At 70.8% G+C, this 22,978-nt stretch carries 24 protein-coding genes; 20 read left to right on the top strand and 4 right to left on the bottom strand.

Translation table 11 applies throughout. The annotated features are described in order from the left end of the window. Positions 1–35 precede the first annotated feature (35 nt). The 13 genes from FPZ12_RS06355 to FPZ12_RS06295 all read left to right on the top strand — a co-directional run bounded on the left by FPZ12_RS06355 (position 36) and on the right by FPZ12_RS06295 (position 12,083). Complete coding sequence (locus FPZ12_RS06355; protein WP_144760356.1) at positions 36–911, top strand: oxidoreductase; 876 nt, start codon at positions 36–38, stop codon at positions 909–911. Between the two features lie 175 nt (positions 912–1,086). Then, positions 1,087–2,262: a sensor histidine kinase gene (locus tag FPZ12_RS06350; RefSeq protein ID WP_424923574.1), complete on the top strand. Its 1,176-nt coding sequence runs from the start codon at positions 1,087–1,089 to the stop codon at positions 2,260–2,262. Then, positions 2,259–2,948 carry a response regulator transcription factor gene (locus FPZ12_RS06345; RefSeq protein WP_144760359.1) on the top strand — a complete coding sequence of 230 codons (690 nt, stop codon included), beginning with the start codon at positions 2,259–2,261 and terminating at the stop codon, positions 2,946–2,948. The genes FPZ12_RS06350 and FPZ12_RS06345 overlap by 4 nt, the downstream gene beginning before the upstream one ends. Before the next feature lie 27 nt (positions 2,949–2,975). Further along, a complete protein-coding gene (locus tag FPZ12_RS06340; protein ID WP_144760363.1) occupies positions 2,976–4,022 on the top strand; it encodes a Ppx/GppA family phosphatase in 1,047 nt (348 codons plus the stop codon). Positions 4,023–4,094: 72 nt separating this feature from the next. Beyond that, positions 4,095–5,780, top strand: a complete 1,686-nt coding sequence (locus FPZ12_RS06335; protein ID WP_150980197.1) for a hypothetical protein — start codon at positions 4,095–4,097, stop codon at positions 5,778–5,780. Next, entirely contained in the window at positions 5,777–6,565 is a 789-nt protein-coding gene (locus FPZ12_RS06330; RefSeq protein ID WP_144754219.1) for a sugar phosphate isomerase/epimerase family protein, read from the top strand. The genes FPZ12_RS06335 and FPZ12_RS06330 overlap by 4 nt, the downstream gene beginning before the upstream one ends. An 83-nt stretch (positions 6,566–6,648) precedes the next feature. Then, the gene (locus FPZ12_RS06325) at positions 6,649–7,575 is read left to right on the top strand and encodes a proline dehydrogenase family protein (RefSeq protein WP_144754222.1); all 927 of its coding nucleotides are present in this window, start codon (positions 6,649–6,651) and stop codon (positions 7,573–7,575) included. A gap of 5 nt (positions 7,576–7,580) precedes the next feature. Continuing rightward, on the top strand, positions 7,581–8,399 hold the full coding sequence (locus FPZ12_RS06320; protein WP_144754303.1) for a thioesterase family protein: 819 nt from the start codon (positions 7,581–7,583) through the stop codon (positions 8,397–8,399). 10 nt (positions 8,400–8,409) lie between these two features. Next, entirely contained in the window at positions 8,410–9,207 is a 798-nt protein-coding gene (gene proC / locus FPZ12_RS06315; protein ID WP_144754224.1) for a pyrroline-5-carboxylate reductase, read from the top strand. 190 nt (positions 9,208–9,397) lie between these two features. Then, positions 9,398–9,610 carry a helix-turn-helix domain-containing protein gene (locus FPZ12_RS06310; RefSeq protein WP_144754305.1) on the top strand — a complete coding sequence of 71 codons (213 nt, stop codon included), beginning with the start codon at positions 9,398–9,400 and terminating at the stop codon, positions 9,608–9,610. Positions 9,611–9,738: 128 nt separating this feature from the next. Beyond that, positions 9,739–9,840: a 30S ribosomal protein bS22 gene (locus FPZ12_RS06305; RefSeq protein WP_017986394.1), complete on the top strand. Its 102-nt coding sequence runs from the start codon at positions 9,739–9,741 to the stop codon at positions 9,838–9,840. Positions 9,841–10,026: 186 nt separating this feature from the next. Further along, positions 10,027–11,070, top strand: coding sequence for an NAD-dependent epimerase/dehydratase family protein (locus FPZ12_RS06300; RefSeq protein ID WP_144754227.1), 1,044 nt, complete (start codon positions 10,027–10,029; stop codon positions 11,068–11,070). Then, complete coding sequence (locus tag FPZ12_RS06295; protein ID WP_144754230.1) at positions 11,067–12,083, top strand: lysophospholipid acyltransferase family protein; 1,017 nt, start codon at positions 11,067–11,069, stop codon at positions 12,081–12,083. Before FPZ12_RS06300 ends, FPZ12_RS06295 begins: the two co-directional genes overlap by 4 nt. On the opposite strand, the gene FPZ12_RS06290 is transcribed toward FPZ12_RS06295, so the two are convergent. Continuing rightward, on the bottom strand, positions 12,073–12,639 hold the full coding sequence (locus FPZ12_RS06290; RefSeq protein ID WP_144754233.1) for a TetR/AcrR family transcriptional regulator: 567 nt from the start codon (positions 12,637–12,639) through the stop codon (positions 12,073–12,075). The two genes, FPZ12_RS06295 and FPZ12_RS06290, sit on opposite strands and share 11 nt — an antisense overlap. Before the next feature lie 91 nt (positions 12,640–12,730). On the opposite strand from FPZ12_RS06290, the gene FPZ12_RS06285 reads away from it, so the two are divergent. Continuing rightward, a complete protein-coding gene (locus FPZ12_RS06285; RefSeq protein WP_144754236.1) occupies positions 12,731–13,669 on the top strand; it encodes an NADP-dependent oxidoreductase in 939 nt (312 codons plus the stop codon). Here the strand turns inward: FPZ12_RS06285 and FPZ12_RS06280 are convergent. From FPZ12_RS06280 to FPZ12_RS06270, 3 genes are all read right to left on the bottom strand, one after another. Further along, positions 13,666–14,568 (bottom strand): HAD family hydrolase, encoded by a 903-nt coding sequence (locus FPZ12_RS06280; protein ID WP_144754239.1) that lies wholly within the window; start codon positions 14,566–14,568, stop codon positions 13,666–13,668. The genes FPZ12_RS06285 and FPZ12_RS06280 overlap by 4 nt on opposite strands. Before the next feature lie 51 nt (positions 14,569–14,619). Further along, complete coding sequence (locus FPZ12_RS06275; RefSeq protein ID WP_243769694.1) at positions 14,620–15,573, bottom strand: DUF5667 domain-containing protein; 954 nt, start codon at positions 15,571–15,573, stop codon at positions 14,620–14,622. Positions 15,574–15,661: 88 nt separating this feature from the next. Next, the gene (locus FPZ12_RS06270; RefSeq protein ID WP_243769712.1) at positions 15,662–16,276 is read right to left on the bottom strand and encodes a sigma-70 family RNA polymerase sigma factor; all 615 of its coding nucleotides are present in this window, start codon (positions 16,274–16,276) and stop codon (positions 15,662–15,664) included. A gap of 190 nt (positions 16,277–16,466) precedes the next feature. Here FPZ12_RS06270 and FPZ12_RS06265 point away from each other — a divergent pair, with 190 nt between their 5' ends. The 6 genes from FPZ12_RS06265 (at position 16,467) to hemC (ending at position 22,978) form a co-directional block, all read left to right on the top strand. Further along, on the top strand, positions 16,467–17,933 hold the full coding sequence (locus FPZ12_RS06265) for an AMP-binding protein (protein ID WP_144754248.1): 1,467 nt from the start codon (positions 16,467–16,469) through the stop codon (positions 17,931–17,933). Continuing rightward, positions 17,930–18,172: a glutaredoxin family protein gene (locus FPZ12_RS06260; RefSeq protein WP_144754251.1), complete on the top strand. Its 243-nt coding sequence runs from the start codon at positions 17,930–17,932 to the stop codon at positions 18,170–18,172. The genes FPZ12_RS06265 and FPZ12_RS06260 overlap by 4 nt, the downstream gene beginning before the upstream one ends. Before the next feature lie 36 nt (positions 18,173–18,208). After that, the gene (locus FPZ12_RS06255; RefSeq protein WP_243769693.1) at positions 18,209–19,738 is read left to right on the top strand and encodes a molybdopterin-dependent oxidoreductase; all 1,530 of its coding nucleotides are present in this window, start codon (positions 18,209–18,211) and stop codon (positions 19,736–19,738) included. Between the two features lie 172 nt (positions 19,739–19,910). Then, entirely contained in the window at positions 19,911–20,699 is a 789-nt protein-coding gene (locus FPZ12_RS06250) for a redox-sensing transcriptional repressor Rex (RefSeq protein WP_144754254.1), read from the top strand. A 3-nt stretch (positions 20,700–20,702) separates the two neighbouring features. Beyond that, complete coding sequence (locus FPZ12_RS06245; protein WP_144754257.1) at positions 20,703–22,022, top strand: glutamyl-tRNA reductase; 1,320 nt, start codon at positions 20,703–20,705, stop codon at positions 22,020–22,022. Then, positions 22,019–22,978, top strand: a complete 960-nt coding sequence (gene hemC / locus FPZ12_RS06240) for a hydroxymethylbilane synthase (RefSeq protein WP_166462597.1) — start codon at positions 22,019–22,021, stop codon at positions 22,976–22,978. Before FPZ12_RS06245 ends, hemC begins: the two co-directional genes overlap by 4 nt.

Raw genomic sequence — 22,978 nt, 5'->3', positions numbered from 1 at the left:
GGGCGGCCGTTGTATCTCCGCTGGACGCTGGAGTCATGACAGAAACGATCACCGCCACCGCGGCGGGCACCTGGCAGCTCGGCGACCGCACCGTCAACCGGCTCGGCTACGGCGCCATGCGCTTGATGCCGATGAAGCCCGGCAACGGCCCCGCCGAACGCGAGCGTGCCATCGCCGTGCTGCGCCGCGCCGTCGAGCTCGGCGTCAACCACATCGACACCGCCGCTTTCTACGCCGTCGGCCCCTACGCGTCCAACGAGCTGATCAACAGCGCGCTCGGCAACCCGTACCCCGAGGACCTCGTCATCACCACGAAGGTCGGCCCCGGCCTCGACCCGGTCAGCGGCAAGATCACCGAGTACGGCCCGGAATACCTGCGCTCCCAGGTCGAGCAGAACCTGCGCGAGCTCGGCCGCGATCACCTCGACGTCGTGAACCTCCGCATCGGCGACGGGCTCGACCGCGGTGCCGGCTCGCTGGCCGACCGGTTCGGTGTGCTCGCGGAACTCCGCGAGCAGGGCATGATCCGTCACCTCGGCATCTCGAACGTCGGCCCGGACCACCTCCGCGAGGCGCAGGCGATCGCGCCGGTGGTCTGCGTGCAGAACCAGTACGGCCTCACCGCGCGGCGCGAGGACGATGATTTCGTCAAGCTCTGCGCCGCGGAGGACATCGCGTTCGTGCCGTTCTTCGCCATCGCCAGCGGCGGCGAGCACCCCGCCGTCACCGAGATCGCGGCCGCGCACGGCGTGAGCGCGGCACAGGTCCGATTGGCCTGGACCTTGCATCAGGGGCCGAACGTGCTGGCCATCCCCGGCACCGGAAACCCGGATCACGTCGAGGAGAACATCGCGGCCGCCGGGTTGCGACTGTCCGAAGAGGAGGTTGCCAGGCTCGACTCGATCCGGTGAAGCCCGATCGGGCGCGGAGTCACGGGGGAGCAGCACCTCGGTGAACTCCGGCTGAATGCGGGGCCAACAAAGCCGCTGAAGGTGTCACAGGCGTCACGAGAAGGCCGCCAAGACTAGGTCAAATGGACATCTTCATGCTTACGATTCAGCCGTGAGCGTGAGTGCCGCACTCGCCATGGCCGCCGGCTCCTTGCTGGTCGGCGTGGTAGCCGGTTTCCTGATCTCCCGGTCTAGGCGGCGCCGGGAGGCGAGACGGCCGACCGGCCCGACCATCGCCGAGTTGCTGCTACGGCTCGTCCGGTCCTCCAACAACGGTCTGCTGGTGCTGAACCGCTTCGGCGACATGGTCCTGCACAACAAGCGGGCCGAGACCCTCGGCCTCGTGAAGGACAACCGCGCCGACACCCGGGCCCGCAAGGCCGCCGAGCAGGTCGTGGAGACGGACGAAGAACTGGAGATCGATCTTTCCCCGCTGGAGGCGCGCGGCAGGCAGCCGGCCGCGGTGCTCGGTGAGGTGCGCCCGCTCGGTGACGGGTTCACCGTCATCGAGGCCGTCGACCACTCCGAGGCCGCGCGCCTCGAAGCCGTCCGCCGCGACTTCGTGGCGAACGTCAGCCACGAGCTCAAGACCCCGGTCGGCGCGATCGCGCTGCTGACCGAGGCCGTGCTCGACGCCGCCGACGACGTGGACGAGGTGCGCCGCTTCGGCGGCAAGATCCTGCACGAGTCCACCCGGCTGGGCACCTTGGTCACCGAGCTGATCGCGCTCTCCCGGCTGCAGGGCGCGGAGCGGCTGCCCGACCTCAACGTCGTCGAGGTGGACGCCGTCATCCGCGAAGCACTCGGCCGGACCAAGCTTTCCGCCGAGTCGGCCGACATCAACGTCACCGCGGACGCGCCGAGCGGCCTGCTCATCGAGGGCGACCGCACGTTGCTGGTCACCGCGCTGTCCAACCTGCTGGAGAACGCCGTCGCGTACTCGTCGGCAGGCAGCCCGGTGTCGGTCAGCCGCAAGCTGACCGACGGCATGGTGGAAATCGCGGTGACCGACCGCGGGATCGGCATCGCCGAAGAAGACCAGAAGCGCGTGTTCGAGCGCTTCTACCGGGCCGACAAGGCCAGGTCGCGGGCCACCGGGGGGACCGGGCTCGGCCTCGCGATCGTCAAACACGTCGCCGCCAACCACGGTGGTGAGGTGAAGCTGTGGAGCATGCAGGGCACCGGATCGACCTTCACCCTGCGGCTCCCGGTCTACCAGCGCTCCGGCGAGAACGGGAACGCGCCCGAGCAGGACGGCGAGCGGATGTCCCCGCTCGTCGTGAGCAGTCGAGAACAGGGAGGAAAACAGTGACGAGGGTACTCATCGTCGAGGACGAGGAGTCGTTCGCCGACCCGTTGGCCTTCCTGCTGCGCAAGGAGGGCTTCACCGCGGCCGTGGCCACGAACGGCCAGCAGGCGCTGGAGGAGTTCGACCGCAACGGGGCCGACATCGTGCTGCTCGACCTGATGCTGCCCGGGATGAGCGGCACCGACGTGTGCAAGCAGCTGCGGCAGCGCTCGACCGTGCCGGTGATCATGGTGACGGCACGCGACAGCGAGATCGACAAGGTGGTCGGGCTGGAGCTCGGCGCCGACGACTACGTGACCAAGCCCTACTCGGCGCGCGAGCTGATCGCGCGCGTCCGCGCGGTGCTCCGCCGCGGCGGCGAGGGCGGACCCGAGGGTGAGCTGGCGCCGCTGGTGCTCGCCGCGGGCCCGGTGCGGATGGACGTGGAACGGCACGTGGTGACCGTCGAGGGCGGCGAGGTGTCGCTGCCGCTCAAGGAGTTCGACCTGCTGGAGTACCTGCTGCGCAACGTCGGCCGGGTGCTCACGCGCGGCCAGTTGATCGACAGGGTGTGGGGTGCCGACTACGTCGGGGACACCAAGACGCTGGACGTGCACGTCAAACGACTGCGGTCGAAGATCGAGCCGGATCCCGGCTCGCCGCGGCACCTCGTGACGGTGCGCGGTCTTGGTTACAAGTTCGAGACGTAACCACCTGGCCGGGTACCGTAGGGCTTTGTGCGCCTAGGGGTTCTCGATGTCGGGTCCAACACCGTCCACCTGCTGGTGGTGGACGCCCATCGTGGTGCGCACCCGACGCCGATGCACTCGGAGAAGACGGTGCTGCGGCTCGCGGAGCAGATCACCGACGCCGGCGAGCTGACCAAGCGCGGAGCCGACGCGCTCGTGTCGGCCGTGGAGTCGGCGAAGAGCGCGGCGGCCAGGCTCGGCTGTGAAGAGGTCATGGCCTTCGCCACTTCGGCGGTACGCGAAGCCACCAACTCCGGGAAGGTACTCCGGAAGGTCAGGGACGAAACCGGCGTCGAGCTGAGAGCGCTTTCCGGAGCCGACGAGGCCCGGCTGACGTTCCTCGCGGTCCGCCGCTGGTTCGGATGGTCGGCGGGACGGCTGCTGGTGCTCGACATCGGCGGCGGTTCGCTGGAGGTGGCGATGGGCATCGACGAGGAACCGGAGCTCGCCGAATCCCTGCCGCTCGGGGCAGGCCGGATCACCCGCACCCGGTTCTCGCACGACCCGCCGACGCGATCCGAGCTGGTCGCCACCTCGGCGTGGCTGGAGGACCAGCTGGCGCCGCTGGCGAAGAAGGTGAGCAAGCTGGGCCAGCCCGAGCGGGTGGTGGCCACCTCGAAGACCTTCCGTTCGCTGGCCAGGCTGACCGGCGCGGCGCCCTCCGTCGCGGGCCCGCGGGTACGTCGTACCCTGTCCGACACCGCACTGCGGCAGCTCATCGCCTTCGTCTCCCGGATGACGGCGGGTGACCTCGCCGAGCTGGAAGGGGTCAGCTCGAGCCGGGCACACCAGCTGGTCGGCGGGGCGCTGGTGGCGCAGGCGGCCATGCGCGCGCTGTCGCTGGAAGAACTGGAGATCTGCCCGTGGGCGCTGCGAGAGGGTCTGATCCTGCGGCGACTGGACCATTCGAACGGCAGCGACGACACTGCACCGGGAGAATGGCGCAGTTCATCGCCGAATAGGACCGGTAACAGCAGCCCGGTGGACGGGAGCGAAGCCCTCGGGGCACGGTGGAAAGGTGGCAGGGATGCGTGACGCAAGGTGCCGCTGTGGCCGTGTTGAGGGCAGGCTACGCGGTCACGGACGCGCAGTGGGGATGAAACGCTGATGAGTCGAGAGAGCGGACAGGATCGCTCGCAGAAGACGGTGGCCGAGCTGCTCGCGCTGCACGGCGGGCAGGTCGAGGGCAAGCGCCGTCACCGTCGCGCTGCGGACGAAGCCGAGGAGGCGCCGCCAGCGGGCGGCGACCAACAGCCGCCGCGGCGCGGCCGCGGCGTCTCCGACACCGGGCCGCAGGCGATCATCGACAGGGTCCGCGGCGGCGAAGGGCAGCAGACCCCGCCGCCTTCGGGACGACGGCGCAAGCCGGACGGCGAGGCCCCGCCCGCTCCACCCCAGCAGCCGCCGGCCCGCCCGAACGGCAACCAGCAACCTTCGGGCACTTTCCAGCGCCCGGCCAACGGCGCGGTCCCGCCGGAGCCCGGCGCGTTCGGCAGACCGGGCGCCGCGCCGCCCCCGCAGCAGGATTCGGGCGGCTATCCGCGCCCGCAGCAGGAATCGGGCGCGTTCCAGCGTCCGCCGGAGGCCGGTGGCACCGGGTACCAGCGCCCGCCGCAGGCGCCCCCGCGCAACGGCGGCGGGCCCGATTCCGGTGGTTTTCCGCGCCCGCAACAGGAATCCGGCGCGTTCCCGCGCAACGGCTCGCCCGAGCCGACCGGGTTCCAGCGTCCGCCGGAGTCCGGTGCTTTCCCCCGTCCCGTCAACGGCAACGGTCCGGATTCGGGCGGTTTCCCGCGGCCGGTGAACGGGGGCCAGGAGTCCGGCGCGTTCCAGCGTCCGCCGGCGCCCGAGTCGGGTGCGTTCCCGCTGCCGCCGCGGCGCCAGCGTCCGCCCGCCCGTCCGCCGGAGCCGGAGAAGCAGGCCGAGGAGACGCGCCAGGTGCCGCCGTTGCGCCCGGCGCCGCAGCAGAATTCGTTGTCCGCCCGGCTCGACGGGCTCGAGGCCGGTGCCCCGGAGGACGCGGCCGATCCCGGGCCGCCGCCCGGCGGCATGGCCAGCGGTGCCTTCCAGGCGCCGCCGCGCCGCCCGCGTCGTCCCGGTCGCCAGCGGCCGGAGCCCGAGCCGCACACCGAGCAGTTCGAGGCGGTCGGGGATCAGCAGCCACCGGAGGCCGCGGTGCCGCCGGACGCGCCGCCCGCCGGCCTGTCGCGGTGGCGGCGCCAGCGTGACCAGGTCAGCTCGGAGGACACCGAGGTCGGCGTGATGCCGGTGCTGCCGGAAGGGCATCCGTCGGCGTTCAACCCGCCGCCGGTCCTGCCAGAGGGACACCCCTCGGCGTTCACGCCCGCGCCGCAGCTCGAAGACGAGGCCATGGAGGCCACCGGCTTCCACGACCCCTTCGCCGATGACGACGAGGAAGTCGACGAGTTCGGCGACTTCGGCGAGGCGGAGCCGGAGCGGCTCGGCGGTCACGAGTACGAGGCCGAGGCGGAGCCGGAGGCCGAGGAGGAGGCCGAAGAAAGCGACTCGTCGCCGGCGAAGCAGTGGCTGTCGATGGCGGCCCAGCTCGCGCTGGGCGTGCTCGGCGGTGCCGCGGTCTGGCTCGGCTTCAACTGGCTGTGGGGGCAGATCCCCGCGGCCGCGCTGGTCGCCGCGCTGGTCGTGGTCGTCGGCCTGGTGTGGATCGTGCGGAAGATCCGCCGCGCGGACGACATCCAGACGATGGTGCTGGCGGTGCTGGTCGGCCTGGTGGTCACCGTGTCGCCTGCCGCGTTGCTGCTGCTGTCGCGTTGACGCCGGTCGGGCTCTCCACCGCGTCGGTGTGGCCGTTGCGCGCCGGCACCGGATTCGAGCTGGCCGCCGACCTCGGCTACGACGGGGTCGAGGTGATGGTCTGGGTCGACCCGGTCAGCCAGAACGTGCCCGAGCTGCGCCGCTGGTCGCGGCGCACCGGGATGCCGGTGCTGTCGGTGCATTCGCCGTCCCTGTTGATCACGCAGCGGGTCTGGTCGCCCGATCCGGTGGTCCGGCTGCGGCGCAGCGTGGAAGCGGCGCAGGACCTGGAAGCGCGCACGGTCGTGGTGCATCCGCCGTTCCGCTGGCAGCGCCGCTACGGCGACGCGTTCGCCGACCTCGTCGCCGAGCTGGAGGCCGACAGCGGGATCGAGATCGCGGTCGAGAACATGTTCAAGGTGCGGCCGCCCGGCGGGAAGCGCGACGCCCGGATGTCGGCGTTCCGCCCGTCGATCGACCCCACCGACGTCGGCTACGCGCACTACACGCTGGACCTTTCCCATTCGGCCGCCGCGCGGATGGACGCGCTGGCGCTCGTGGACCGGATGGGCGCGGGCCTGACGCACCTGCACCTGGCCGACGGCACCGGCGTCCCGAAGGACGAACATCTCGTGCCGGGGCGGGGCAGCCAGCCCTGCGCGGAGGTGCTGGAGAAGCTGACCGTGGGCGGGTTCGACGGGCAGGTCGTGCTGGAGGTCAACACGCGCCGCGCGCCGAGTCCCGCGCACCGGATGCGGGACCTCGCGGAGGCGCTGTTGTTCGCCCGCTTCCACCTCGGGCACTGAGTCCGAAAACAAGATCAACTTCACGTTCACCCTTGCGTCCGACAGCATGGGCTTCCGATATACGAACACGTAAAGTTTCGTGCGTGAACCCGTTCCGCTCGTTGCTCCTAGCCGCCGCAGGCAACGACTCATTACGCCGTGCCGTGGCCACCGCCCCAGCGACCCGCGGGCTCGCCGAACGCTTCGTCGCCGGCGAGACCGTGGCCGACGCCGTCACCGCGGTGGGCGAGCTGGTCGACGACGGCCGGTACGCCACCCTCGAGCACCTCGGCGAGGACGTGCGCGAACCCGGGCAGGCCGAGCGCACAGTGCAGACCTACCTCGCGCTGCTCGACCGGCTCTACGACGAGGGGCTCGCCGCCCGCGCGGAGGTCAGCGTCAAGCTGTCGGCGCTGGGCCTTGGCCTGGACGAGAAGCTGGCGATGGACAACGCGTGGCGCATCTGCGCCGCCGCGGAACAGTGCGCCACCACGGTCACCATCGACATGGAGGACCACCGCACCACCGACGCCACGCTGCGCGCGGTCGAGGAGCTGCGGCACACCTGGCCGTGGGTCGGCGTGGCACTGCAATCTTCGCTCAACCGCACGGAAAAGGACGCCGCCGCGCTCGCCGTGGCCGACTCGCGGGTCCGGCTGTGCAAGGGCGGGTACACGGAGCCGCGCGAGGTCGCGTGGCGCACCCGGCACGAGGCCGACCTGAGCTACGTCCGCGCCGCGAACACCCTGCTGGCCGGTGCCGGATACCCGATGTTCGCCACCCACGACCCGCGCCTGATCGACATCCTCGGCGAGCGGATCCGTTGGCACGGAAGGAAACCCGGCTCGTACGAGTTCCAGATGTGCTACGGCGTCCGGCCCGCGGCACAGGCCGCGCTGGCGGCCGCTGGCGAGACGGTGCGCGTGTCCGTGCCGTTCGGCGAGCACTCGTACGGCGGGCTGGTGCGACGGCTGGCCGAACGCCCGGCGAACCTGGTCTCCTCCCTGCGCGCGCTGGTAGATCGTTCGTGAGCACGCTGGAAGCCCAGGACCCGACGGCCTTCGAGGCGGCCTGCGCGGTTCGTTCACTGGGAGACGGCACACTCACCTCGGACCTGCGTCCCGAATGGGCGATCGGCAGTCACCCGCACGGCGGATTCCTGCTCGCGTTGATCGCCAAGGCCGCCACCACGGTGCTCGCCGAGCGAGGCGACCCGTCGGCCGAACCGCTCGTGGTGAGCGCGGAGTTCCTCCGCCCGCCGGCGATCGGGCCGGTGCTGCTGCGCACCGACCTGCGCAAGATCGGCCGCCGGGCCACCGTCGTGGCGGTGCGGCTGGAGCAGCGCGGCCGCAGCTGCGTCGAGGCGACGGTCACCACGGGGCGGCTGCCGGTGCGGCGGCCGGAGTGGGCCGATCTGCCGCCGATGCCCGCCGAGCCGCCACCGCGGGCGATCGCGCTGGGCGGCAACAGCGCGGAGGGCACGTTCAACCTGGCCAAGGGCTGCGACGTGCGGCTCGACCCGAGCACCGTCGGCTACCTGTCCGGCCGCGCCGGTGACCCGCCGAGGATCCGGCTGTGGGTGCGGCCGCGGCACAGCCTGCCGGACCCTTACTTCGCGCTGCTCGCGGGCGACGTGAACCCGCCGGTGGTGTTCAACCTCGGCAGGCTCGGCTGGGCGCCGACGGCGCAGCTGACGGCGTTGCTGCGCACCCGCCCGGCCCCGGGCTGGCTGCGTGTCCAGGTCGACTGCCGTTCGGTGCAGGAGTCGTGGTTCGACTCCGACGCGACGGTCATCGACTCGGCGGGACGGCTGATCTGCCAGGCCCGGCAACTCGCGCTGGCTCCCGCGCCTTAGTCTCGGGTTCATGACAACGATTGCCGTCCTGGGTGCCGGGAAGATCGGGGAAGCGCTGCTGTCGGGCCTGCTGCACAGCGGCTGGAAGCCGGAGGAGCTGCTGTTCACCGAGCGGCATCCGGAGCGCGCGGCCGAGCTGACCGATCAGTACGGCGTCGCCGGTGTCGAAATCGCCGACGCGGCCAAGCGGGCCGACGTGCTGGTCGTCGCCGTGAAGCCGCAGGACATCCACCCGGTGCTGGACGAGCTGGCCCCGCTGGTCGGGACCGAGTCGCTGATCGTCTCGCTGTGCGCGGGCCTGCCGACCTCGCTGTACGAGCGCAAGCTGCCCGCGGGTGTGCCCGTCGTCCGGGTGATGCCGAACACCCCGATGGTGGTCAACGAGGCGATGAGCGCCGTCTCGCCCGGCACGCACGCGACCGCGGAGCACGTCGCGCTGGTCAAGGAGATGCTGTCCTCGGTCGGCCAGGTGATCGAGGTGCCCGAGAAGCAGCAGGACGCCGTCACCGCGCTGTCCGGCTCCGGGCCCGCGTACTTCTTCTTCCTGGTCGAGGCCATGATCGACGCCGGGATCCTGCTCGGCCTGCCGCGCGCGGTGGCGGAGAAGCTGATCATCCAGTCGGCCGTCGGCGCGGCCAAGATGCTCGCCGAAACCGGCGAGCACCCGGTGATCCTGCGCGAGGCGGTCACCTCGCCCGCCGGCACCACCATCAACGCCATCCGCGAGCTGGAGAAGCACGGCGTGCGGGCCGCGCTGCTGGCCGCCATCGAGGCCGCACGGGACCGCTCGGTCGAACTCGGTAAGTAGTCACCGGCGTCCGGCCGGGGTGAGAAACGGACCTTTCACCCCTGGCCGGGCGCCCGGTTGGACCAATCTTCGCGCCAGGCGTCGCACTGGTCCCAGCAGTCCCGCTACCCTCAGGGATAAAGCACGTGCGTGTCGGTACCGCCGGTGGGGAAGCCGAGCGGCACGACGCGTGTCGAAGGGCACGGTGACTATGCCGTCGAACAAGAAGGACGTGCCCGCTGTCGGGCAGGTCCAGTTCCTGACGGTCGCCGAGGTGGCCACGCTGATGCGGGTCTCCAAGATGACCGTCTACCGCCTCGTGCATTCGGGCGAACTACCGGCCGTTCGGGTCGGTAAGTCGTTCCGGGTGCCCGAGAAAGCCGTCCACGAGTACTTGGAAGGCGCCTATTTCGATGTCGGTTAGGTAGGGGGCGTGCGCTTGCGCCCATCGTGCGCGGGTAATCTGGGAGACCGCTCGCGCCTGATGCGCTCCATCCGCTGGACGCTGCGCCGGGCAGCGTCCAAGTAAGACCAACAGCGAAGGAGCACCCTGTGGGCTCGGTGATCAAGAAGCGCCGCAAGCGCATGTCCAAGAAGAAGCACCGCAAGCTGCTGCGCCGCACCCGGATGCAGCGCCGCAAGCAGGGCAAGTGACGCGTAAGCGCACTGAAGCTGACAGCGACCCGTCCGGTTACCCGGGCGGGTCGCGTCCATTTGGGTGAGGCTCGTACACAGGCCGTGACCTGGGTTAATAGCGTGTTAGCGGTCCTCACCGGGCTCCCGTTTCGGGGGTAACATCTGCGTCGCCGCCGAAAACCAGCCCTTTTGCCAGGGGGTTCCATGCCGTCCAATGTCGTGCTTGTCACCGGGGTCGGGGGCGAGCTCGGTGGCAGGCTCCTAGTCCGCCTCGGCAACACCCCTGAGTTCGAACGCGTCATCGGGGTGGACACGAGACCGCCGGGCAAACAGATCCTGCGCCGCCTCGGGCGCGCCGAATTCGTGCGCGCCGACATCCGCAACCCGCTGATCGCGCGCGTGCTCGCCGACGCGAGGGTCGACACCGTCGTGCACGCCGCCACCACGTGCCACCCCGCCGGGCCCGCCCGCCGGGGCACGCTCAAAGAGGTCAACGTCATCGGCACCATGCGGCTGCTCGCCGCGTGCCAGCGTTCGGCCTGGGTGCGCAAGCTGGTGGTCAAGTCGACTGCCGCGGTGTACGGCGCCGGCCCGCGTTCGCCCGCGGTGTTCACCGAGGACTCCGAGCTGATCCCGGCCTCGACGAGCGGCTACGCCAAGGACGCGGTCGAGATGGAGGGGTACGTGCGCGGCCTGGCCCGCCGCCGACCCGACATCACGGTCACCACGCTGCGCTCGGCCAACCTGATCGGCCCTGACGTCGACACCGTGCTTTCGCGATATTTCGCTTTGCCGGTCGTACCAACGGTTTTCGGGTACGACGCGCGGATCCAGCTGCTCCATTCGGCCGATGCGCTGGCGGTGCTGGAAAAAGCGACCCTCGAAGACCACCCCGGCGTGTTCAACGTCGGCTCGGACGGGGTACTGACCCTGTCACAGGCGATCCGGCGAGCCGGGCGGGTTGAACTCCCAGTCCCGCGGTCGGTGATCCCGTCGGTCGCCAAGATGCTGCGCGGCGCGCGCGTGGTCGACTTCTCTCCCGACCAGGTGCGCCTGCTGAACTACGGCCGCGTGGTGGACACCAGCCGGCTCAAGCAGGAGTTCGGTTACCGGCCGCGGTGGACCACAGCCGCGGCGTTCGACGACTACGTGCGCGGCGCGGGACTGCGCCCGGTCGTCGACGGAGCACAGCTGGCCGCGGCGGCCGGCAAGGTGGTCACGGCAGCCGCGACCGGTCAGACGCGATGAACCCGGAAACGACAGGAAACGGGGCCGGATCAGTGACGACCAGCGTGCAAGCCCAGGTGATCCCCCTGCGGCGGGCGCAGGAACGGAAGCCGAGGACCAGACCGCAACCGACCGAGCAGACGACAGAGGCGCCCGTGGTGAGCCTGCCCAGGGCCGAGGCCGGGCCCGGGCAGCCCGAGCCGGACGCGATCACCAGGGCGCTCACCTTCCTCCGCAACAGGCTGACCGGCGACTACACGGTGGACGAGTTCGGTTTCGACGCCGAGCTGACCGACAACCTGCTCCTGCCGCCATTGCGGGTGCTGTACGAGAAGTGGTTCCGGGTCAGCACGATCGGCGTGGACAACCTGCCCAAGGAGGGCGGCGCGCTCGTCGTGTGCAACCACTCCGGGACGGTGCCGCTGGACGCGGTGATGACGGCGATCGCGGTGCACGACGAGCATCCGGCGCACCGGCACCTGCGGATGCTGGGCGCGGACCTGGTGTTCCGCACGCCGCTGCTCGGCGCGCTGGCCCGCAAGTCGGGGCAGACGCTGGCGTGCAACCCGGACGCCGAGCGGCTGCTCACCGCGGGCGAGCTGGTCGGGGTGTGGCCGGAGGGCTACAAGGGCATCGGCAAGCCGTTCTCGTCGCGGTACCGGCTGCAGCGGTTCGGGCGCGGTGGGTTCGTCTCGGCGGCCCTGCGCACCGGGGTGCCGATCATTCCTTGCTCGATCGTGGGCGCGGAGGAGATCTACCCGAAGATCGGCGACCTCAAGCCGCTCGCACGGTTGCTGGGGCTGCCGTACTTCCCGGTCACCCCGCTGTTCCCGCTGCTCGGCCCGCTGGGCGCGATTCCGTTGCCCACCAAGTGGACCATCGAGTTCGGCGAACCGATCCGCACCGACGGCTACGAGCCGGACGACGTGGACGACCCGATGCTCGTGTTCGGCCTGACCGATCAGGTTCGCGAGTCGATCCAGCAGTCGCTGTACCGCCGTCTTTCCCAGCGCGCCGGGATTTTCAAGGGCTAGCGGGCCGGAGGCCGTCCGCCAGGAGGTTCAGCAGGCGATCGGCCCTGGCTTCGTGCTCGGGCCGCGGGGCCACGGTGAAGATGCCGATCAGGGCGGCGGCGATGTCCTCGGCGGTGACGTCGGAGCGGAGGTCGCCCGCCGCCCGGCCGGCGTCGAGCATCGTGGTGATCGCCGCCAGCAGCTCGGCCCTGGTCTGCGCGTGGGCGATCTCGCCGGACTCGATCATCGCGAGCAGCGTGTCGAGCATGCCGTTCTTGGTCGCGATCCAGTCCCCGAAGAGGTCCATCCAGCGTCGCAGCGCCGTGGCCGGTGGCAGTCGGCCGAGCAGCTTGCGGGCGCCGGTCGTCAGCCGCACGACCTGGTCCCGGTAGACCGCGTCGACCAGCGACTCGCGGGTCGGGAAGTGCCGGTAGAGCGTGGCGATGCCGACCCCGGCCTCGCGGGCGATCGCCCGCATCGACGGCTCGGCGCCTGCCGCCCCGAACACGCGGGTCGCCACCGCGAGCAGCTGGTCGCGGTTACGGGTCGCGTCCGCGCGCCTCTCCGCCTCAGCCAAAACGGATCACGCTCCGGTTGTGCTACGGTCGTTCATGTAAACGGAGCATAGTCCGTTTCGATGCCGCACCGGCTCGAGGAGACAGGCGTACATGAGCGATCAATCAACGGGCAGGGCGGTCCGGCTCGATTCGTTCGGCGGGCCCGAAGTCCTGGACGTCCGTGAGGTTCCCGCCCCGCAGGCGGGCCAGGGGCAGGTCCGGGTGCGGGTGACCGCGGCCGGGCTGAACCCGATGGACTGGATCATGACCGCCGACGCGGACACCGCCGCCCGGTTCGGCCTGAGCCTCCCGGCCGGGTTCGGGACCGACTACGCGGGAGTGGTGGATCAGGTAGGGGCCGGGGTGACCGGCTTCGCGCCCGGCGACCGGGTGTTCGGGGGCGCCCTGTCCCGCGCGGTGGCCGACTTCGTGGTGATCGACCCGGCCGAAGGGGCCGCGGCGAACGAGGCCCAGCACACCCCTGACGGCGTCGACGACCGCACCGCCGCGACCCTCGCGATCGCCGGCCGTACGGCATCGGCCGCCCTCGCCGTGGTCGAACCAGGCCCGGGCGACACAGTGCTGATCGGCGGCGCGGCGGGCGGGGTCGGGGTGTTCGCCGTCCAGCTGGCCCGGATCGCGGGAGCGCGCGTGATCGGGACGGGATCGCCGACGTCGGCCGATTTCCTGCGTGACCTCGGAGCCGAGCCGGCCGTCTACGGCGACGGCCTTGCCGACCGGGTCCGGGCACTCGCGCCCGGCGGGGTCACCGCCGCCATCGACCTGCACGGGACGGAAACTGTGTTGACCGCAAGGGAACTCGGCGTCCCGGACGCCCGGATCTGCACCATCGCCGCGCAGGTCGACGGTGTGTCGGCCGCCAACGGCGCGAACGCCGAACCCGGCGCGCTGGAGGAGATCGCCCGCCTGGTCGCGGCCGGCCGCCTCCGGGTGCCCATCGCGGCGACCTTCCCGATCGAGGAGATCCGCCGCGCGACCGAAATCCAGGCCGGGCGGCACGTACACGGCAAGGTCGTCATCGACCTCTAGCGCCGCCGGTAAGCCATTCCCGCGGCGACGGCGCCGGCCACCGCGCCTGCGCCGAGCACCGACGGCACGCCGATCTTGGCGGCCTTGCGCCCGGTGCGGAAGTCGCGGATCTCCCAGCCGCGGGCGCGCGCGATTTCACGCAACCCCGCGTCCGGGTTGACGGCCACCGCCGTCCCCGCGACCGACAGCATCGGCACGTCGTTGGAGGAGTCCGAGTACGCCGTGCAGCGGCGCAGGTTCAGCCCCTCGCGTGCGGCCAGCGCGCGCACCGCGTGGGCTTTTGCCCTGCCGTGCAACAGATCCCCGACCAGTCGCCCGGTGTAGACGCCGTCCACGTGCTCGGCGACCGTGCCCAGCGCGCCGGTCAGCCCGAGCCGCCGGGAGATGATCGCGGCCAGCTCCACCGGGGTGGCGGTGACCAGCCAGACGCGCTGCCCGGCGTCGAGGTGCATCTGCGCGAGCGCGCGGGTGCCGGACCAGATCTTGTCCGCCATCAGCTCGTCGTAGATCTCCTCGCCGACCTCGGTCAGCTCGCGCACCGTCTTACCGGCCACAAAGGACAGTGCCTGTTCGCGGCTGGACTTGACGCTGTCCTTGGTCTCCCTGCCGCCGATCCGGAACTTGACCTGCTGCCAGGCGAACCCGGCCAGATCCGAGGTGGTGAAGTACTTGCGCGCGGCCAGCCCGCGCGCGAAGTGGAAGATCGACGCGCCCATCATCATCGTGTTGTCCACGTCGAAGAACGCAGCGGCCGTCAGGTCCGGTGGGGCGGGCGGCGTCGGTGGCTCGACCCCCTCGAGCCGGACCGATTCCATGGCGACTGCTGCGTCCGCCGAGGCCTCCCCGGCGAGCGTGGCGAGTCTTTCCAGTTCCGGGCCCTTGCCCCTGCCGCGCCACACGCAGACCGCCTCCTGAATCGGTTGTCTCCGTGAAAAGGGTAGCGATTGACCTCAGCCGATCCCCACCCCGGGAAGACCGGGGAGCAGCGGCGGAATGGACAGTACAGGCGGGGTCCACGGCACGGTCGTCGGCAGTGGCTCGCTGGTCGGCGCCTTGATGGGCGGACCGACCGCGGTGGGCGTCGGGCTGCTGCTGGCGGGCGGCAGTTCTTCGGTCGGTTTCGCCTTCGAAGGGACTGTGGCCTGCGTACTCGTGATGACCGGCGCGGCGGGAGCCGACGACGGGGCGGCCGGAGCAGGTACCGGCACCGAAGGCTGACCACCGGTGAACGCGTCGGACGAGGGCTGGCACGGGCTCGTCGAGGGGACGGCGCCGAGGCCGTCCGGCACGCCGGTGGTGATCTCGAAACAGTTGAGCCGGTCCAGCAGGCCCTGCGCGCGATCGCTGATGGAGGTGACCAGTTCAGCCGAAGAGGTGTACTCGCCAGTGGCCGCGGCGGGCACGGAAGGCCGCAACGAGGCGAGTTTCACGCTCTGCTGCGCGGCCCAGCTGCTCAGCTGCTCCAGCGACGGGCCGCCCGCCTGCATGGCCAGCACGGTGAACATCGACGTGCCGACCGTGGCTTCGTGTCGGAAATCGGCCAGCGTGGCGGCGTAGCCCTCGGCGTCGCCCTGGCTCAGCGATTTCGCTTCGTCCAGCCGGTTGGCCGCGAACTCCAGGTGCTTCTGCGCTTTGGCGGAGTCGCCGAACGCGAGCCCCAGCTCCGCTGTCTCCCCGGCTCGCTTGACGCCGTACAACGCGTCGCCGGGCAGCGCGTTCCTCGACAGCAGCAGGCCGATTCCGCCGAGCGCGATCACCAGAGCGACGGCGGCGGCCAGCACTTCGGCCAGCACGCGCCGTCGCCTGCTCGGTCCGCGCTGCCCTTCGTCGAGCCGGTTCAGGATCCCGCTCCGGATCCGATCCCGTGCCGCGGCGTCCGGGGTCGCGTCACCGAGTGAGCGCAAACCTGAAATCACTTCAAGTTCGCGCGCCGACCACCCGGGCACGTTCACGTCGTCTGAAACGAGCCAGGGGCCCGGTTTGTTACGGAGTTCAGCGCCAGGTGGGGGGTAACAATTGGGCGAGCTTGCGCACCGCGCGGTGCTGGAGCGCCTTGATGGCCCCTTCGTTGCGCTTCATGATCCGCGCCGTCTCGGTCAGCGACAGGCCCTGGATGAACCGCAGCACGATGCACTCGCGCTGGTCTTCGCCGAGCTCGGCGACGCACTTGAGCAGCGCATCCCTGGTCGCGCTCGACACCGCCTGCTGCTCCGGGCCGCCGTCGGGGACGGTCTGCCCGGCGAACGGCGCGGAGCCGGACTCGGACACCTCGTCGGTGACGATCTCCAGCTTGTAACGGCTGGACTTCACGTGGTCGAGCACGATGTTGCGGGCGATGGTGATGAACCACGCACCGACGTCTCGGCCCTGGTAGCTGACCGACGTGATCCGCCGCAGCGCCCGCAGGAAGGTTTCGCTCGTGATGTCCTCGGCCAGCTCGCGGTCGCCGAGCCGGAAGTAGACGTAGCGGTACACGACGTCGACGTAACGGTCGTACAGCGCGCCGAAGGCCGCGGTGTCCCCTTCCTGCGCGGCGTGCACCAGATCCCAGGCCGCGGGCTGCTCCTCCGCCCGCTCGACCGGGCGCGCGAGCGTGCCGACGTGCAGCCCGACCGGGCGTGCTACCAGCCAGTTCGTCACGGCGACTCCTCTGTCCCGACCTGAGTGATCACCACCACTCCGGCGCGAAGAGCAGCATACGTGTTGTTACCCGGAAGTAGGTAGTGGTGTCGGTTGCGGAAATGCGACGATCCGTCGGCTTCCCCATGACGGGGGAGGAAGGGAGACACTTGGGGACATGGGCAACATCGCCGATCTGCTCGCCAGTGCCGCCGTCGACCGGCCCGGCTCCGTGGCTCTCGTCGACACCACCGCGGGGACGGGTTTCAGCTGGTCGCAGCTCAATTCGGTGGTCAACGGCCAGGCCCGTGAACTCGCCGCGCGCGGGGTCGGTCCCGGGGACCGCGTGGTGCTGCGGCTGCCGACTTCGGCCGATTTCGCGATCGCTCTGTTCGCGGTGACGCGGCTCGGCGCGATCGCGGTGCCGATTTCCCCCTTGGCTCCCCGGCCGGAGCTCGACACCGTGCTGGAGCACAGCGGCGCGCGGCTCGTGCTCAGCCGTGACCCCGAAGAAGGCGAGCTGCCCGAGGGCGACAACGAAGAGCCGCTGGAGTCCGTGGGCGGCGGCGAGGACATCGCCGTGTTGTCGTACACCTCGGGCACGACGGGGCCACCGCGTGGCGTGATGCTGTCGCACCGCGCGTTGCTGGCCAACCTCGAGCAGGTCAAGCAGGTGCCGCACACGCTCGGGCAGCAGGACAGGGTGTTCATCGCCATCCCGCTCTTCCACGTTTACGGCCTCGGGCCAGGGCTCCTGCACGCCACGGCCGTCGGCGCGACGGTCGTGCTGGCCGAGCGCTTCGACGTGACCAAGGCGCTGGAGGTGTGCGCGGCGCAGCGCGTGACGGTGATCGGCGGCGTGCCCGCGATGTACCACGAGTTCTCCGAGCAGCCAGCCGAAGCGTTGCGGAAGGGGCTGGCCACGGTCCGGCTGCTCAACTCCGGTGCCGCGCCGCTGCACCCCAAGGTGCTGGCGGCGATCCGGGAGAAGGCCGGGCTGGCGGTGTTCGAGGGCTACGGCCTGACGGAGACCGCCCCCGTGGTCACGTCCACGCTGGTCACGGGCTACGCGAAGCCCGGATCGGTGGGCAGACCGGTGCCCGGCGTCGAGCTGCGGCTGGTCGGCTCGGACGGGCTCGCCGAGGAAGTGCCGCTGGATCCCGATGACCTCGACGACGCGTTCGTCGAGGACGACGCGGGTACCGGGATGGTCTCGATCCGCGGCGCAAACCTGTTCTCCGGCTACTGGCCGGACGGGGCCCACGGGCCGGACGCCGACGGCTGGTTCCGCACCGGCGACGTCGGCTATCTCGACGTGGACGGCGATCTGCACCTGGTGGACCGGGCCAACGACCTGATCATCGTGAACGGGTTCAACGTGTTCCCGAAGGAGGTCGAGGAGATCATCGCCCAGTTGCCGGAGGTCGCCGAGGTCGCGGTGGTCGGCGTGATCGACGAGCGCAGCGGCGAGTCGGTGAAGGCGGTGGTGGTGCCCTCGGCCGGCGCTTCGTTGTCGGAGCAGCAGGTGGTGGAGCACTGCGCGGCCCGGCTCGCGGGCTACAAAGTGCCGCGCAGCATCGAATTCGCCGAGTCACTCCCGCATTCGGCGACCGGGAAGCTGCGGCGCGTACGTTTGCGGTCATGAGTCAAGTGACCGTGATGAGCCGGGCGGGCTGCCACGCCTGCGAGGTGGCGGAGGCCGACATCGCGCGGATCTGCGGCGAACTCGGTGTCGCGTGGGAAAAGGCGGACGTGGACTCCGATCCGGAGTGGCGCGCGGAGTACGGCGACCGGGTGCCGGTGTTCCTCATCGACGGAGTCGAGCACGGGTACTGGAAGGTCGAAGAGGACCGGCTTCGTAAGGCACTCGTAAGCGGTTCCTGACGGGGATTTCGCCACGGGCGGGCGAAGAATGGACAGGTGAGTACGGACCTGGACGACGCGCCCGCCCCGGCGCCACCGAAGCTGCCCGCGCCGGTCGCCGGGCTGATCGGCGTGGTTTCGCTGGTGGCCGCGCTCGCGGCGGGGCATCTGGTGGCGGCGTTCGTCGGGTTCAACGCCTCGCCGTACCTGGCCGTCGGCAACGCGGCGATCGACCTGGTTCCGGCCTGGCTCAAGGAATTCGCGACGAGCACGTTCGGCACCGCGGACAAGACCGTGCTGCTGCTCGGGATGGCCGTGGTGATGCTCGCGCTGGCTGTCGTGGCCGGGCTGATCTCCCGCGAACGCCCGTTGCCGGGCCAATTGTTCATCGGTGCTTTCGGCGTGCTCGGCATCGCGGCCGTGTGGTTCCGGCCCGATCTCGGCCAGGCGGCGCTCTTCGCGCCCGCGGTCAGCCTGCTCACCGGGGTCACGGTGTTCCGGATCCTGCATCGCGGCGCGACCGAGCGCGGCCTGTCGGGCAGCCGCCGGAGTTTCCTGATCACCGTTGTCGGCGCCGGGGTGCTCGGCGCGATCGGCCAGGGGCTCGGCACGCGCAAGGACGCGAGCGGTTCGCGCGCCGCGGTCGGCCCGCTGGTGCCGGCCCAGCCCGCGCCCGAAGTCCCGGTGGACGCGGACTTCGCCAGGTTCGGCACGCCGTCCTTCATCACCGCGAACAACGACTTCTACCGGATCGACACGGCGCTGGTCGTGCCGCAGGTGCGCACCGAGGATTGGAGCCTGCGCATCCACGGGATGGTCGACAAGGAGATCACCTTCTCCTACGAGGACATCCGTTCCCGGCCGCTGGTCGAGCGGATCATCACGCTGTGCTGCGTGTCGAACCCCGTCGGCGGGGAGTACATCTCGACCGCGCGGTTCATCGGCGTCGACCTGGCGGAGCTGCTCGACGAGGCCGGGGTGCGGCAGGGGGCGGAGCAGCTGTTCTCCACCAGCTCGGACGGGTTCAGCGCGGGCACGCCCGTGTCGACGGTGATGGAGAAGGGGCGCGGCGCGATGCTGGCGATCGGCATGAACGGCGAACCGCTGCCGATCGAGCACGGCTTCCCGGCGCGGCTCGTGGTGCCCGGGCTCTACGGCTACGTGTCGGCGACGAAGTGGGTGACCGACCTCGAGCTGACGACGTGGGACGCGAAACAGGCGTACTGGCTGCAACGCGGGTGGTCGGCGCAGGGGCCGATCAAGACCGAATCCCGGATCGACTCCGCGAACGGGACCGTGGTGCCGGGGAAGGTCCGGGTCGCGGGGATCGCGTGGGCGCAGCACACCGGCATCGAGAAGGTCGAAGTGCGGGTGGACCAGGGGCCCTGGCAGGAGACGCTGCTCTCGGCCGAGGTCAACACGGACAGCTGGCGCATGTGGTGGGCCCAGCTCGACGCCGCCAAGGGCTCGCACACCGTCACCGTGCGGGCCACGGACAAGTCCGGCTACACCCAGACCGAGGAGATCGCCGACGTCGTACCCGACGGAGCCACCGGCTGGCAGACGATCACTTTCAGCGCCGCTTAGCCCCGAGTGTGGTTCTGGTCATGCCCGCGACCAGCGACTTTGTGCCTGCGTTCACAAGTGGCTACCGTATTGCAGGTCCCCCACGCGGCCCCGGCATCAAACCGGACTTCGCTTGCCGGGTCAAGGGGAAGTTTTACGAGTGGCGTTTGACGTGTCGGATGAGGAGGCCAGCGTGGTGGCACGGCGTGGCCGGCGAAATGGCTCCGCTGTCACGCCCGCGCTCGACGCCGACAACGCGCCCACCGCGGAGATGCCCGCCGTCGGCGTGAACGGCTCCGATCCGGTCCGCGCCAAGTCCATCCCGGAAGCCGCCGTCGCGCGGCTGGCCGTGTACCTGCGGGTGCTGTCCGCGATGGCCGAGCAGGGCGCCACGACGGTCGCCAGCGAAGAGCTTTCGGCCGCGGCGGGCGTGAACTCCGCCAAGCTCCGCAAGGACCTTTCGTACCTCGGCTCGTACGGCACCCGTGGCGTCGGCTACGAGGTGCGGGTGCTCGTCGGCCAGATCGAGCGGACGCTCGGGCTCACCCGCCAGCACAAGGTGGCCGTGGTGGGAATCGGTAACCTCGGCCACGCGTTGGCAAACTATGGCGGGTTCCCCGGCAGGGGTTTTCCCGTCGAGGCGTTGTTCGACGTGGACGCGGACCTGGTCGGCGTCCCGGTCGGCGGGATACCGGTTTCGCATCTGGACGACATCCCTGCGGTCTGCTCGGAGCGCGGGATCTCCATCGGCGTGATCGCCACCCCGCCCACGGCGGCGCAGTCGGTCTGCGACCGGCTGGTCTCCGGTGGCGTGCAGTGCATCCTCAACTTCGCGCCCGTGGTGCTCCAGGTACCCGAGCACATCGAGGTCCGCAAGGTGGATCTCGCCGTGGAGCTGCAGATCCTGTCCTTCCACGTCGCCCGGCGCGCCGACGACGCGAACGGCTCCCACAAGGTGGGCAACGGAATGGTGGTGCGGTAACAAGTGTCTGTCCTGGCCGTCGGGCTTTCCTATCGCACCGCGGACCTGCGCACGCTCGAACGTGCCGCGGTCGGCGCGGACGAGCTGGACAAGGTGCTGCACCAGCTCCAGCAGGGCACCCACGTGAACGAGGCGATGCTCGTCTCGACGTGCAACCGGATCGAGGTCTACGCCGTCGTGGAGACCTTCCACGGCGGGCTGGCCGATGTGTCGGAGGTGCTCGCGCGGCACGCCGGCTGCGCGGCCGCGGACCTCTACGACAACTTGTACGTGCACTACGCGGGCGCGGCCGTCGAGCACATCTTCTCGGTGGCGTCCGGCCTCGACTCGATGGTCGTCGGCGAGACGCAGATCCTCGGCCAGGTGCGGAACTCCTACGCCACCGCGCGCGAGTCCGGCACGGTCGGGCGCACCCTGCACGAGCTGATCCAGACCACGCTGCGCGTCGGCAAGCGGGTCCACACCGAGACGGGCCTGGACACCCTCGGCGCTTCGGTGGTTTCCGAGGCGCTGGGCGAGACCTCCGACGTCGAGGGCAAGCACGCGGTGATCGTCGGCGCCGGTTCGATGGGCGCGTTGTCCGCGAGCCAGCTGCGCAAGGCGGGCATCGGCCGGATCACGGTGGTGAACCGCACGCTGGGCAACGCCACGCGGCTGGCAGGCAACATCACCGAGCTGGGCGTGCCCGCGACGGCGGCGGGCATGGACGAGCTGGCGGAGCGGCTCGCCGAGGCCGACCTCGCGGTCAGCTGTACCGGCGCGCAGGACGTCGTGCTGCGCCCCGATCACATTCTCCCGCGCGAAGGCCGGTCGCTGGTGATCTGCGACCTCGGCCTGCCGCGCGACGTGCACCCTGGCGTCGCCGACGTGCCGGACGTGCGGGTGGTGGACCTGGAGACGGTCCGGCGCCGGATGGACGATCTCGGCGGGACATCCTCCGCCAAGCAGATCGCCAGGGCCACCGGCATCGTGCTCGACGAGGTGCGCGAATACCTGGCAGGCCAGCGCAGCGCCGCGGTCACCCCGACCGTGACCGCGCTGCGCAAGCGGGCCGCCGAAGTGGTCGACGCCGAGTTGCTCCGGCTCGACCACCGGCTGCCCGAGCTCGAGCCCGGGGTGCGTGACGAGTTCGCGCGCACCGTGCGCCGGGTCGTGGACAAGCTGCTGCACGCGCCGACCGTGCGGGTCAAGCAGCTGGCCGCCGACGCGCAGGGCACCGATTACGCCAACGCACTGCGGGAGCTGTTCGAGCTGGACCCGGCTTCGCCCGCCGTGGTCGCCAGCCCCAGTCCCCAGCCCAAGACAGACGGTGAAACCCAGTGACACGAACCATCAGGATCGGGACCAGAGGCAGCAAGCTCGCCGTGGTCCAGGCCGAGACGATCGCGGACGCCCTGCGCGCGGCGGGGGAGAGCGTCGAGATCGTCAAGATCTCCACCGCGGGCGACCGTGACAAGCAGACGCCGGTCACCGAGCTCGGCGTCGGCGTGTACACCTCGGCGCTGCGCGAAGCGTTGCTGCACAAGCAGGTCGACGTCGCCGTGCACTCCTACAAGGACCTGCCGACGGCGCCCGAGCCCGGCATCGTGCTCGCCGCCGTCCCACAGCGGGAAGACCCGCGTGACGCGCTGATCGCCCGCGACGGCCTGACCCTGGGCGAGCTGCCGCCCGGTTCGAAGGTGGGCACCGGCGCCGCGCGCCGGTCCGCGCAGTTGCGCGCGCTCGGTCTCGGCCTGGAGGTCGTGCCGATCCGCGGCAACATCGAGACCAGGATGAACAAGGTCTTCACCGGCGAGCTGGACGCGGTGGTGCTGGCTCGTGCCGGCATCGTGCGCCTCGGCCTCGCCGACAAGATCACCGAGACCCTGGACCCGATCCAGCTGCTGCCGTCGCCGGCGCAGGGCGCGCTGGCGGTGGAGTGCCGCGTCGACGACGTGGACATCGAACACCTGCTTCAGTCCACTGTGGACGATGAAGCGACACGGGCCGCCGTGACGGCCGAGCGCGCCATGCTGGCCGCGCTCGAGGCCGGCTGCAGCGCGCCCGTCGGAGCGCTGGCCGAAGTGGTGGAGGACCTCGACGCGGACGGCTCGGTCGTCGAGCGCATCTCGCTGCGGGGTACCGCCGCCGCCGGACTCGATGGGGAGTCCGTCGAAATGATCAAGGCCTCGGCGCTCGCCGAAAAGAGCGAAGCGGAGCGACTCGGCCGTGACGTGGCCGCGGAGCTGCTCGACCTGGGAGCCGGCGCGCTGTCCGGCCCCGGCCGCAACTCACGTTGA

Origin of the sequence: Amycolatopsis acidicola, assembly GCF_007713735.2 — a bacterium.
GTDB classification, from domain to species: domain Bacteria; phylum Actinomycetota; class Actinomycetes; order Mycobacteriales; family Pseudonocardiaceae; genus Amycolatopsis_E; species Amycolatopsis_E acidicola.
This window is presented reverse-complemented; position numbering and strand designations above follow the sequence as displayed.

Bases quoted from the DNA above. Each gene is read 5' to 3' on its own strand.
- FPZ12_RS06300 (WP_144754227.1), top strand. From the start codon at position 10,027: ATGCCGTCCAATGTCGTGCTTGTCACCGGGGTCGGGGGCGAGCTCGGT.
- FPZ12_RS06310 (WP_144754305.1), top strand. From the start codon at position 9,398: ATGCCGTCGAACAAGAAGGACGTGCCCGCTGTCGGGCAGGTCCAGTTC.
- FPZ12_RS06350 (WP_424923574.1), top strand. From the start codon at position 1,087: ATGGCCGCCGGCTCCTTGCTGGTCGGCGTGGTAGCCGGTTTCCTGATC.
- FPZ12_RS06355 (WP_144760356.1), top strand. From the start codon at position 36: ATGACAGAAACGATCACCGCCACCGCGGCGGGCACCTGGCAGCTCGGC.
- proC (WP_144754224.1), top strand. From the start codon at position 8,410: ATGACAACGATTGCCGTCCTGGGTGCCGGGAAGATCGGGGAAGCGCTG.
- FPZ12_RS06285 (WP_144754236.1), top strand. From the start codon at position 12,731: ATGAGCGATCAATCAACGGGCAGGGCGGTCCGGCTCGATTCGTTCGGC.
- FPZ12_RS06265 (WP_144754248.1), top strand. From the start codon at position 16,467: ATGGGCAACATCGCCGATCTGCTCGCCAGTGCCGCCGTCGACCGGCCC.
- FPZ12_RS06335 (WP_150980197.1), top strand. From the start codon at position 4,095: ATGAGTCGAGAGAGCGGACAGGATCGCTCGCAGAAGACGGTGGCCGAG.
- FPZ12_RS06295 (WP_144754230.1), top strand. From the start codon at position 11,067: ATGAACCCGGAAACGACAGGAAACGGGGCCGGATCAGTGACGACCAGC.
- FPZ12_RS06260 (WP_144754251.1), top strand. From the start codon at position 17,930: ATGAGTCAAGTGACCGTGATGAGCCGGGCGGGCTGCCACGCCTGCGAG.